The following is a 12,612-nucleotide window of genomic DNA, read 5'->3' as shown; positions in this document are numbered from 1 at the left end:
GATGGAGTCGGTAAGCGTCGAGCGGGCCAAAAGCCGAATACCGTACGAGACATCCCGCCTGCACTCACTCTCCCACCACCCTTCCCCGCGTTGCCTTCACCGCGCCTCGCCGCACTTTTCCATCGACTCTTCGTAACTGCGACGCCCGCGTAGGTTTTGTCGCCACGCGCGTACGGCGTGTCACGCTGACGCGCTGGATCATTTCGTCGAGGCGCGCCAGCGCCGCCGCGCGATTCATGTCCTGCGTGCGGTGTTCCTGCGACTTGATGATGATCACGCCTTCACGCGTGATGCGACTGTCGCGTAATGCGAGCAGACGCATCTTGATCGTTTCCGGAAGCGACGACGCCTGGATGTCGAAACGAAGGTGAATGGCGCTCGACACCTTGTTGACGTTCTGCCCGCCCGCCCCCTGTGCACGCACGGCGCTCAGCTCGACCTCGTTCGGCTGGATTACATACTCGATCGAATGATTCACAATGCCGCCTCCGCGATGCGCGCGGCGAGACCCGAGTCACGCCGAGTGGGTGTCCGGACGGCCTGTGCGAAGACGTCCGTCGAGCCGATCACATCGATGCGGCTACGCGCCCGCGTGATCGCCGTATAAACCAGTTCCCGCGACAACATGCGGCCAAACGCGCTCGGCAAGACCAGCGCGGCGTGATCGAATTCCGAGCCCTGCGATTTGTGGACCGTCAGCGCAAAGGCCGTGTCGTGCGGCGGCAACGCAGCGGGCGAGAGCATCCGTAACGTGCCGTCGGCCATCCGGAAGCAGACCTGCATCGCGCCACTGGCCGCCGGTAGCGCGATGCCGATATCGCCATTGAACACGCCCAGCGCGTAGTCGTTGCGCGTCACGATCACCGGCCGCCCCGCGAACCATTGAGCGCCTGCGCTCAGCGTGACGGAAGCAGCCGCCCGGACCCACGCCGATACGCGCGCGTTGATTTCATCGACGCCACGCGGCCCGTGACGCGTAGCAGCGAGAATACGAAAGCGATTGAGCGCATCGAAAAGCGGTGCTGCCCCGGTTCCCGCGTTGAGCGTTTTGGCGAGCGTTCGCGCGTACTGTTCGAAACCGGCGTTCAGGAGCGCCAGCGTGCGCTCGGAGAGATGAGGTCCCGTATCGTCGATAAGCAATGCTGCCCTGGCAGGGTTGTCCAGGTTGTCAAGCGTCAAGGCGCTCAGCGCGTCATCGACAGAACCGCGACGGATCGCGACTGACAATCTGCCTATATCCGAATCCAGACCGAACCGATAATTACGCTGCAACCAAACAACGCAATCGGTCAACGGACTTATCACGGTTTGGTCGAGTGCAACGGGCGCCGCCGGATGCCAGTCGACTTCGGGCAAGCCGGCGAACACCTCGTAAGCCTCGTTGCCATCGTCGGGGATCAGATAACCGGGTTCGTCGATCCACATGGGCTCCGTTTCAAGCAGCGCCACCTGAATATCCGCATCAGTTTCGCGAGCACTCGGCAACGCGGCGATGAACTGCTCTGCCGGCATCGACAGCGCCGCAGCGATTCGTGCCGAGCCTGAATCGCTGAAAACCGGCCTCGCGCTCAGTTCCGCGAACACAGCGCCCGCTTCCACCGCGGCAAGCTGATCCTTGTCGCCGAGCATCACCAGCCGCGCGCCGGGCGCGACCGCTTCGAGAAGATGCGCGGCGAGCGCGACATCGATCATCGACGCCTCGTCGATCACGATCACATCGAACGGCAGCGGATTGTCGCGATGATGCCGGAAGCGCCCGTTCGCCTGTGTGCCAAGCAAACGCTGCAGCGTGAACGACGTGCGCGGCAAACGCTCGGCCAGTTCTGGCGGCAACACACTGGCGCGTTCGGCCAGTGCCTCCTGCATGCGCTGCGCCGCTTTACCGGTAGGCGCCGCGAGCGCGATGCGCAAAGCCGGGTTTTCGTCGAGCAGACACGCGAGCACGCCGACAACCGTCGTTGTCTTGCCCGTTCCCGGACCGCCGCTCACGATCGTGAGGCGCCCGGACAACGCCACGAGCGCGGCCACGCGTTGCCAGTCGATGTTGTCATCGTCGTTCTCTGACGCTGCGAAATAGCGCCCTACGCGCGCTTTTAGCTCAGCAGGATCGGGTGGATTGGCCGACACCTGGGCACGCTCGACCAGCGCTCGCGCGAGCCGCCGTTCGTAGTCGAAATAGCGGGCGAGATAGATGCGCCGGCTGGAATCGATAACGAGAGGAAGCAGATCCGCAGCGGCTTTATTTCCATCGCATACCACGCCGCTTGCAAGCAACGCCGCATGTACCGTAGAGCTGGTTTCGCCATATCGCTGCGCGAGCGCATCGAGCGCGATACATACGTGCCCTTGGGTCGTCGCGCGGCTGACTGCAAACGCCGCGCGCTGAGCCCAGCGTACATTGCCGGCGTTTCCCTGAAGGCGCTTCGATAACCCGCCTATCCGCCGCGCGAATCCGTCGGCGAGCGCAATGTTGTCGTCGGAGACAAGAGTCAGGTCGGGCGCGTTCATGCGGCAACTCCTTGCATCAGTCGATCGATCGCCTCGATCAGTTCCAGCGATGGCTTGCCAACATGCACGCCCGCAGGCCTGTCACCGTCGCGCCAATCCGGTCGTACGCCGCGCACGAACAAATACAAATATCCGCCGATGTGCCGCTCAAACGCGTAGTCACGCAACCGCAATCGCAAATAACGATGCAGCGCGACCGTGTAAAACAGCGCCTGCAAGTGATAGGCATGCGAGGCCATGGCGGCGTGGAGAGCCTTGTCGCCGTAATCGGCGGGCGTCAGCCCAAGGTGATTCGACTTCCAGTCGACGATCCAGAAACGCCCTTCATGTTCGACAATCAAGTCGATGAACCCCTTCACGTAACCGCGCAAGGTTCCGGCTTCCAGCGCGACGTCGGAGAAGCCGTGCGCGACGAGCACGCGCCGCAACGCCGTGAAATCCAGCGATTCCGCCGGGAACAGGAACTCCAGTTCATTCATGCGCCGCTTGGTGGGAATTGAGTCGAGGCGCATGCCGGGTACAAGTTCGGTTGCCACTGTATCGGCGAGCAGACGCAACATCATCGCGGGCAGGTTCGCGGCTAAAGAGTCAAACGCGGAAGTGGGAATGGGATGTTCACGTAACGCATTCTTGATCGCTTCAGACCACGTTTCAGAGTCTGTGAAATCCGCGAGTTCGTACATTCGATGCAGGCATTCACCCGCCGACGGGCCGCGCGGAAACAAGAGGATATCGTCGGTGCCGAGCTGGATCGGAGGCAATGGAGTTTCAATTTGTGTATGCGCCGCAATTGCATCGATACGCTCGTCGTGGTCAGGACGCTCATCGGTAGGCTGCGCCTGATTCGATTCCTCGCGCGCACCGGCCGCGATCATGGAGCTGAAGCTGGCGGTCCGCCAACTGTCACGCAACACGCGACGGCTGGTTCGCGGCTGCGGCGTGAAGCCCGCATCGCGAATCACCACGAGCGGCTCGCGCACGTCGATCACAGGCAAGGGCTCGACGGAGATGGAACCCGTCGCAAGCGCTTGCCAACTTCCGATTACGTCGTCTTCTTCGGGCGGCTCACCAAGCCAGTCGTTGAACTCACGGCCAGCGCCCGAGATCAGCCAGTTCAGCACGCTGCGCCGCGATTCCTTCGCCGATTTCCCGATCAAATAAACGCCTCCGACCAGATAACACTTGTATACAGCGCGCGTGAGCGCCACATACACGAGCCGCGCGCGTTCGGCCGCCTGCTCGCGCGTGGCGAGCGCGGACGCGCGTTCACCCTCTTCGTCGGTATAGCCGTAATGCAATATGGCCGTGCCGTCGTCGTGATATTCACGTGCATCGGGCAAGCCTGTAGACGGCGGGTCGCGCAACGCCCCATCGTTCAGGAATGGGCAGAACACGACCGCGTATTCCAGGCCCTTCGATTTGTGCACCGTGACGATCTGCACGAGATTGCGGTCGGACTCAAGGCGCAATTGCGCGTCTTCTCCGCCGCCCTGCTCCGCGCGCTGCGCCGCCAGCCAGCGCAGCGTGGGCGCAATGCCAGGTTGAACCGCGCCGCGCGCCTGGATCAACTCGGCCAGATGATTGACGTTGGTCAGGCGGCGCTCGCCGTCCGGCCCGGCAACCAGCCGTTGCGCGAGCAGCAGCTCACGCGCGAGCGTGCGCCACATCACCGCAAAACCACGTTCGTGCCACAGCATCCTGTAACGCGAGAAACGTTCGACCCAGCTCATGGCATCGATTGCGGCGGAGCCTTCAACGGCTTCGCTATGCTCCATGTTCCACAACGCGGCTGCATCGAGCCCGAGCCAGTCCGTTGCGAGCGCCGCGCGCAGGCGGCGCAAGTCGCCGGGGGTATCGATAGCAGCCAGCAAGCGCTCGATCTGCTCTGCATCGAACGTACCAAACACCGATGCCTGCGCCAGTTCCACGCTGCCCACGCCCCAGGTTGCGAGAACCCGTTTCACGAGACTGCCCTGCCGATGCGTCTGCACAAGCACAGCAATCTGGCCGGGCGACAGGGGCTTCTCGCCTATCGTCACTTCGCCGTTCTGAGCGCCGCGCAGCAAACGCACGATCTCTGCCGCGCAGGCCTCCGCCGCCTGGCGGTTGGCATTCGTTTTCGACAGCGCCGAATCGCCTTGCGGCAACATCCATAAGCAGAAATCAGCGGTATCGGAATATGCGGCGGACACGGTGTTGTCATTGAATGGCTTGCGCTCGCGCGTGCCTGCACGCACCGGCGAGTACGTCAGTCCATCGAGAATGAACGCCGCAGGGTTCGCACCGAAAATCCGGTTGCAGGCATCGATGATCGGCTCAGTCGAACGCTGGTTCACCGCAAGCGTGTATCTCGCCGATGCCTGCTTGCGCGCCGTCAAATACGTATGCAGGTCGGCGGCACGAAAGCTGTAGATGGCCTGCTTCGGATCGCCGACCAGGAACAACGGCCCTTGCGGCGCGAAGATGCTGTTGAAGATCGCAAATTGCAGCGGGTCCGTGTCCTGGAACTCATCGATCAATGCAGCCGGATAACGTGCCCGAAGTGCATCCGCGAGCCACGGATTGGCATCCAGCGCCTGATACAGATTCGACAGCAAGTCGTCGAACGACACCACGCGCCTCGTCCGCTTGCGCACCGCCAGTTCCAGCGGCGCGTAGTCGAGCCACTCGCGCACGATGCCAAGCCATGCCGCGCGCTGCGCCGCTTCCGCGGCGGCAGCAGCGGCAGCCAGCGTCTCGGCGTGATCGAAGAACGGATGCAGCGGCGGCTCGTTCTTCACCTTCGTGCCTTTCTTCAACGCGCTCGCCGTGAGCTTCAGCGCTTCTTTCGGCGGAGCGGCATGACAATCGTTGTCGGCGAAATAGTCGGACCATGCACCAATTGCTGCATCGATCAGCGTGCGTTTGTGCGTGGTCTTGCTGAGCTTCGCTTCGGCGTCGATCAGCAACTGCACGATGGCGTCGCGCTCGGCATGCCACACCGCGCACGCTGTATTGAACAACGCCTGCGCGTCCTCACGGCCGGCAAGCTCGGACTCACCCCAGCGCAACGTGGCAAGCGGCTTTTTAAGCCGGCGCGACAGCTGTCCATCAAGCGATGCCGGTCCGGCGCCCTTGCTCACAAGCCAGGCCGCAAACGATGTATCCCGCCCTGCCGCCGGCTCGACCCGTTCACGCCAGAAGTCCGCTGCCATCTCGAAGCGCAATGCGCTGTCGTCAGCTTCCAGTTCGAACGCGAACGGCATGGTTGCAGCGAACGGCGCCTCTTGCAATGCACGCTGGCAAAACGCGTGGATCGTGTGGATGGCAGCCTGATCGAAGGTATGCAGGGCAATCCTGATGCGCTTGAGCGCTTCGTCAGGATCAACGCGTTCAAGCGTAGTCTCGAACAAGCGATCGAGGAACGCGTCGCCCGCGGTGTCGCCGGTTTCCATCGCGTGCGCGATCTGTACGAGCCGCGAACGGATGCGTTCATGCAGTTCAGCCGTGGCCGCTTTCGTGAACGTCACCACCAGGATTGCGTCGGCAGCGAGCTTCTTTTCGAGCAGGAGCCGAACGTACAGCGCGCAGATGTTCCACGTCTTGCCCGTTCCCGCTGACGCTTCGATCTGGTTCACGCCGTCGAGCGAACATTCGAAGACGTCGAGTTCGTCGGCCGTGTCGGTCGTTAGTGTGGTTGATTCAGTGCGCGTCATGCGTCGCTCCGCATATGCTGGATCAACGGTTCGAAGACGATCTTCGCCAACGTAACAAAGGTGTCATCGAGTCTCAGTTCAGCACCGCGAAACGCGATGCGCAACGCGGGGTCGTCGGATTCACCCCGCGTCCTGTCCGATATCCACACGCCCTGCGCCTTGGATTCACTCTCCTTGACCCATGTCCAGGCGCTCTTTGGAAAGAAGCGCAACGGTAAGCGCCGCCCGGCGCGATATAACGCGGCGAGTGTCGCCAAGTGCGCGTGAGGATCGTCGACTGGCGTCAATTCGAAACCACTCGATTGCGCACCGCGACCGTGCCACACAGTGCGTCGCGGGCCATCGGGCAACGCGGCGCAATAGGCCAGATGTGCAAGCCATGCAGAGAGATAGTCGCGAGCGCGCGGCACGTCATATCGGTAAATGATCTGGCCTTCGTCGGTTAGCAAATTCAACGTGCCGTGAAACTGCATAGGCTGTAAAGCGTCGGCTTGCAACGCGGCGTTATAGTGGCCGAACAACTCGGCATCCGGCCAATGTGGCTTGATATCCAGCGTGAACGGCAAGCGCGCCGCGCCTTCTCCCGTCGCGACCCGCACCCGGTTGGCAAGCGAATGCAACGCGCCAATTTCCCGCGATTGCCACACGCCGCCCGTCGCGCCGCCTGGCATTTCGGGACTCGCACGCGCGACCCGCCTCGCACGATCGAGCCCGTGCGCTTCATTGTCCGCGTTGAGCGCAAGCAGCGCGGGGAGTACCCGATCGGCCAGCGCTGCACGGCCCGGATATTCGAGCTCGAACGGTTCTGTATCGCCGAGTTCGGTCTCGGCGTCGAAGAGCGAAATGCCGAGCCGATCACGCAAGATGGCGCGCGCCGGATGTCGCCAGAAACGCTCGAAGTCATCGAATGCAACGGGTTCCACTTCTTCTGCCGGTAACGGTTCACTGAAGAACTTCATTGCCGGCTCGATCTTTCCAAGCGCGAGCGCCTGCGCCAGTTCCGCACGCTCCGGCTCGTAGGTGAACAGCGGCGCGCTGAAGTACTCGGGCGCGAACGGCTGCAATGGATGCTCGAACACGAAGCGGGCGCGCGCGCTCGCAAGCTCGTCCGGCGATGCCCCCTCGCCCGCCACCATTTGTTCCAGATAGTCGAGCAATTCGTCGATCAGCGCGGCGGGCGGCAGCGCGGCGTTGTCGCGAATGCTGCGGCCCGTGTAGGCGATCATCAAACGGTCCCGCGCCGACAACAGCAAGTCGAGGAACAGGTTGCGTTCGTCGTCGCGGCGCTGCCGGTCACCGAGTTTGCCGAAGCTCGCCATCAGGTCGAATTCGTCGGCGCGTGCGAGGCTCGGCAACATGCCGTCGTCCATGCCGAGCAGGCAGACCACGCGATACGGCAATCCTCGCAAACTCGTCAACGACGAGAACGTTACGCCGCCCCACGGGACGCCGCCACGCGCGGCGTCGTCGAGGGCGTCGGTAAGCGCCGAGCGCAGAACGTCGGCGGCAATTTCAGCGTCGACAGCACCTTCGCTCATGGACAGCATTAGTGAATCGAGTGTCGACCGGACGTCGGCAATTGAGTCCGCAAACGGCAGGCCGGCATCGAAGAACTGCGTGAGCGCATCGAGCAGCAATTGGGTCCAGGCCTGCGGCGTACGCGGTGTGGCTATCCGTTCGCCGAACGCATCAATGTCGTCGATAAACCGCGTCAGCCGCCCGAGCAATTCCGCATCCGATCCCTGCGCGCCGCCAACCGGCAGCCATTCGTCGACCGGCGCACCGCCGTCGGGTAGCGCATAACCAAGGAAAAGCCGTGTGAGGGCGTCGGAGAACGTGTGACGCGCCGCCGGCACGTCCGCGGCAGTGACGGCCGCGGGCGTGAGCCCGCGCCGTGCACCGGCCGCCGCAAGCCACGTCTGCGCAGTTTCCAGCGCGACGGCGTCTATGCCATAACGCGCCGCAACCGCGTCGACCCGCAACCACTCGATCAAATCGGGCGCGCCCACGCTGCGTTCAGGCAACGCCAGCCAGTCGAGCAACACGCGCGCAACCGGGTTTGCCTGCGAAGGCGGCAAACCGGTAATCCGATATGGAATGCGCCTGCGCTCGCCGGCCACACCAGCGGGCGCGGTGCCAAACACGCCGTCGACAAGCGGACCCGCCGCCGCGAGATCCGGAAACGCCACGAGCACATCTGAGGGCTGCAGCCCATCGATCTCGTCGAACCAGCCGAGCAACCGGTCGTGCAACACTTCAAGCTGCCGCGACAGGCTATGGCACACATGGATTTCGATACCGGGTTCGAGCGCTTCGTCAGGCGCTTCAACCTCGTTCAAATTGAGGATCGCGTTCTGCACGCGGGCAAGCCATGTGGGCGCGGGATTCTCCTCAAAATGACTGGCTTCCCGCGACGCGGCGCTCTCCGTCAACTCGCGCAGCATATGCAGTTGCGCCTGCGTCTGGCGTCCCCATTCGGCGAGCAGCGGATGGCCCACCTCCTGAAAATCCAGCTTCCCCGCGAGTTCAAGCTGCTCCACCCGCGCCTCACTCACGATGTCGAACCAGAACTCGCGGCACGGATCGATGGCATAGATGCGCACGTCGATCCATCGCGACAACTCGCGCAACAGCGCAATATGCAACGGTGGCATGGTGGGCAGCGCGAACACACTCACGCGCTCTGGCCATTCGGCCTTCATCACGGCGTCGAGATCGAGTTTCGGCGATTCGGTCAAGAACCGGTAAGCGGGCGGCGTGGGATCGTGAGCGCCGGAATTCTCGGCGAGATCGGCTAGCAGCGCGCGCCATAGCGAAGCCTGCCAGCGTTCGTCCTCGCGCTGGATTTCCGTGGCGTTCGGCAGGCGCGGACCGTTCGCGTCGATTGCCCCGCCAGCCGACGCCAGGATCGACCCGCCGGCCTGCCATTGCAGCAGCCATTCCGGCCGATACGTCAGATAGTGATCGAACACCGTTGCAATACGGCGCGCGAGCTCGTAACGCATGGAGTCGTCGGCGGCGTCAAGGTAGGCACGCAGCCGCGACGAACTCTCGGGCGCCGCATCCGTCATTGCACCGAGCAAGCGGAAGCAGCGCCACACCAGCCGGTCGGGTGCAAACGGCGATTGCTCGGGCACGGTCAAAACGTCACCTATCCTGGCCCACAACCACTGTGCGAGATAACACAGGTCCACGTTTGCACAGATGCCAAAGCGCGCGGCCATGTCCAGCTCTAGCCGGCGGCGCACCGCGGCACTTGGCACGATGATCGTCTGGCGCGCGAACGGATCGCCGCCATTTAGCGCGAACGCGGCGACGTCGTCGAGCAGCGCCTGCGACAGCGTTTCATGGCGATTCGAATAGAAAAGTTCGAGCATGGATCCTGCTAGGTGGGCATTGAAGGCAACGGCTCGTTCGACTAAGACAACGGACATGTCGCCGAGTGAAACGACAGGATAGCAAAGGCCGTTCTTAACCGGCATTCGTCCGAACGGCCTAGGTTTAGATGCCGTCGAGTTGGGTTAGACTCGAAGCCACATTAAGTCAAGTCCGGATGTCGATAAGGCACTCCAGGGCCATGCCGGGACCTGAGACATTCGAAGACCCGGGCAGCAAATTAGGAAGTCGATGCGTTACTCGCTAGAAATCAGAAAATTCATTTATAGCCAGTACTTCTTCGGTGGCTTGCGGATCGCGCTCGGCGTGTCGCTGCCCGCCATCCTGATGTTGACCGTGTTTCACAATCGTGAACTCGGCTTCACCATTGCGACCGGTGCGCTGGGCGCGAGCGTTGTCGACATGCCGGGGCCGTTGAAGTACAAGCACAACGAGATGCTGGCGTGTACGGTCATCGGCTTCCTGTCGGCGCTGGCTACCGGCATCGCGAGCGCGAACGCAGTGACGCTATGGCTGACCGTCGTGCCGCTCACCTTCGTGCTGTCGCTTGTGGTGGTGTACGGCAACCGCTGGCCGCAGATCAGCTTCGCCACGCTCTTCATGATGATCGTGACGCTGGAGGAGCACTTCACGCCCATGCAGGCGCTCGTCAACGCTTCATGGATCTTGCTTGGCGGCCTTTGGTACACCTACTGGGCGACCTTTGTCAGCCGGTTGCTCGTCTATCGCATCGAGCGCCAGGCGCTGGCTGAGAGCGTGTTCAGATGCGCCGAATACCTGATCGCGCGTTCAGCTTTTTACGATCTGGACGCCAATCTCGACGAGTGTTACCGAAAGCTGATCGAAAACCAGATCGCGGCGGTCGAGCGTCAGGATGCGGCGCGCGACATCGTGCTGCGCAACCTGCCGAAACTGCGAAGCGGCAAGCTCGATGCCCGCCGAGTCATGCTCTTCAACCTCTTCATCAACGTAGTCGACCTGCACGAGATGTTCGTGGGAGCGCACACCGATTACCCGCTCGTGCGCAACACTTTCGGCGGGCAGGACATCCTCATTTTCTATCGCGACCTGATGAGAAAAACCGCGCTCGATCTCGAGGACATCGGCCTGGCCGTGCTGCAAAACCGGCCGGCGCGAGCGCGAATCAACGTGAAAGCCGAGTTGCGCGCGATCGAATACGAACTCGACCAGATGCGCCGCCACGACGTGCCGCAGAAAAATCCGGAAGCGTATTCGGCCGTGTCCGCCGCGTTCAGGAGGCTGTGGAGCGCGACACGGCTGATCGACAAAATGCGTCGCCAGACGCGGCATGATCCGAGCATCACGGAAACGGTGATTCGCGTTGATCCAACTTTGTCGCGTTTTGTGTCAAGCCGGCGCGTGCCGTTCATGCAGATTTTCTCGAACCTGACCATGGCCTCGCCGAGCTTCCGGCATGCGCTGCGCGTGACCATTGCAGTGGGCGTCGGGTTCTGGCTCGGACGTCTGCTGCCGCTCACCAATGCTTACTGGATCGTGATGACAACCGTCATCATTCTCAAGCCCGGCTATTCGCTCACCAAACAACGCAACGTGCAGCGGATTATCGGCACCGCTATCGGTTGCACGGCGTGCGTCGGGCTAATCCTGGTGGTAAAGGACCCGCACGTCTTGCTGGTTGCCATGTTCGCCTGCATGGTCATGAGTTACAGCTTGCTGCTATTTAACTACACGGCAAGCGTGGTGTTCACATCGGCTTATGTCTTGCTGATGCTGCACCTGCTTGCGCCGGGCGGCATGCGGCTGATCGGCGAACGTGCCATCGACACAGCCGTCGGATGCGCCATCGCCATTGCCGCCAGCCACCTGTTCCCGTACTGGGAATACCGGCTGATGGGCAAGCAAGTACGCGACATGATCGGCGCGATGCGAAGCTATCTCGAGGCTAGCTGGTGGTGGACTGGCAAGCCGTCCGCTCAGGCTGAAGCGAAGAGCCCGGCGGACGCCAATCTTTTCGCCGACGCCAACGCCGGAACAGCGCAAGCAGCAACGGCTGCGCTTGCGCGGGTGGAAGCCGGCGCAACAGAACTCGCGACAGCGGGGAATACGGCTCCTGGCTCGGCGCGTGGAAATGGGGACGGGCTTTCAGCCATTGTCAACGAGCACGTAATTGCGTCGGCGGAGACCGTGGTGTCGAACGGAAGCAACGCAGCAGGGGTCGCGAACAACGAAATAGCCGCCAACCTCAATACACAAGCTGCCGCCGCTTCAGCCATGGATACTTCCGGCGAAGCGCAGCCGCCGGCGTCGGCGAAGCCCGTGGACGGGCCAGACAGGACGCCCGCGGGCGCCACGGTGAACACTTCAGGCCAGCCAACCATCGCCGAGACCAGCAGCACCCGTCCCGCCGTGGCATCGAAGAAAAAAACCGCAGCCGGCGAAAGCGCAACTGCAACCGCTATTTCAGGCGCTTCCGCCGCAGCTGCCATTGCAGCAGAAGCGCTTGACAGCGACTTCCGCTATCGCCTCGCGCGCAAGAATGTGCATATAGCGTTTGCGAATCTCGGCCAAGCGTTCCAACGCATGATGCTCGAACCGAAAGCGCAGCAAAAGTTCGTGCCTGAACTCAATGACCTGCTGATCCGCAGCCACGTGCTAGCGTCGCAGATCACCGCGGCGGGGCCGTTGCTGCAATCGGTTGGAAAATCTGGCGCGGGACACGCGGCGCAGCCCGTGCAGCGCGCGCTGACTGTTATCCGCGACAATCTAACGCAGGCGCAGGACGGTGTGCCCGCACCGGAAGATCAAGCCGAGCAGTCGAAGCTGCTCACGCGCGAACTGGATTCAATGGTGGTTGGCGCTGAGCGCGCCGAAGATATTCCGGTCGATGCCGTTCAGGATCTGAAGCTGCTTGCGCATCAGTGCAAGCAAATGCTGACGGCGTCGCTCTTGATTCGCAAGGACGCGAGCCTGATCAATCTGCCGGAGTGACGGCGTGGCAGCCGCCGCTTCGCACAATGCAGTGCGCAAGCGG

The 12,612-nt window shown here is 62.5% G+C and carries 5 protein-coding genes; 1 reads left to right on the top strand and 4 read right to left on the bottom strand.

Annotation, left to right across the window (positions count from 1 at the left end; translation table 11 throughout):
* Positions 1 to 64: 64 nt before the first annotated feature.
* Genes arfB through recC form a run of 4 tightly spaced genes read right to left on the bottom strand, consistent with a single transcriptional unit; the run spans position 65 to position 9,580 of the window.
* Positions 65 to 478: an alternative ribosome rescue aminoacyl-tRNA hydrolase ArfB gene (gene arfB, locus ACMX25_RS03355; RefSeq protein WP_414948129.1), complete on the bottom strand. Its 414-nt coding sequence runs from the start codon at positions 476 to 478 to the stop codon at positions 65 to 67.
* On the bottom strand, positions 475 to 2,508 hold the full coding sequence (locus ACMX25_RS03350) for an AAA family ATPase (protein WP_414948128.1): 2,034 nt from the start codon (positions 2,506 to 2,508) through the stop codon (positions 475 to 477). The genes arfB and ACMX25_RS03350 overlap by 4 nt, the downstream gene beginning before the upstream one ends.
* On the bottom strand, positions 2,505 to 6,203 hold the full coding sequence (gene recB, locus ACMX25_RS03345; protein ID WP_414948127.1) for an exodeoxyribonuclease V subunit beta: 3,699 nt from the start codon (positions 6,201 to 6,203) through the stop codon (positions 2,505 to 2,507). Before recB ends, ACMX25_RS03350 begins: the two co-directional genes overlap by 4 nt.
* Complete coding sequence (recC, locus tag ACMX25_RS03340) at positions 6,200 to 9,580, bottom strand: exodeoxyribonuclease V subunit gamma (RefSeq protein WP_414948126.1); 3,381 nt, start codon at positions 9,578 to 9,580, stop codon at positions 6,200 to 6,202. The genes recB and recC overlap by 4 nt, the downstream gene beginning before the upstream one ends.
* Before the next feature lie 250 nt (positions 9,581 to 9,830).
* On the opposite strand from recC, the gene ACMX25_RS03335 reads away from it, so the two are divergent.
* Positions 9,831 to 12,569 (top strand): FUSC family protein, encoded by a 2,739-nt coding sequence (locus ACMX25_RS03335; protein ID WP_414948125.1) that lies wholly within the window; start codon positions 9,831 to 9,833, stop codon positions 12,567 to 12,569.
* Positions 12,570 to 12,612: the final 43 nt, after the last annotated feature.

Origin of the sequence: Caballeronia eucalypticola, from assembly GCF_047608185.1 — a bacterium.
Taxonomy (GTDB): Bacteria; Pseudomonadota; Gammaproteobacteria; order Burkholderiales; family Burkholderiaceae; genus Caballeronia.
This window is presented reverse-complemented; position numbering and strand designations above follow the sequence as displayed.

Bases quoted from the DNA above. Each gene is read 5' to 3' on its own strand.
- ACMX25_RS03350 (WP_414948128.1), bottom strand. From the start codon at position 2,508: ATGAACGCGCCCGACCTGACTCTTGTCTCCGACGACAACATTGCGCTC.
- recB (WP_414948127.1), bottom strand. From the start codon at position 6,203: ATGACGCGCACTGAATCAACCACACTAACGACCGACACGGCCGACGAA.
- recC (WP_414948126.1), bottom strand. From the start codon at position 9,580: ATGCTCGAACTTTTCTATTCGAATCGCCATGAAACGCTGTCGCAGGCG.
- ACMX25_RS03335 (WP_414948125.1), top strand. From the start codon at position 9,831: ATGCGTTACTCGCTAGAAATCAGAAAATTCATTTATAGCCAGTACTTC.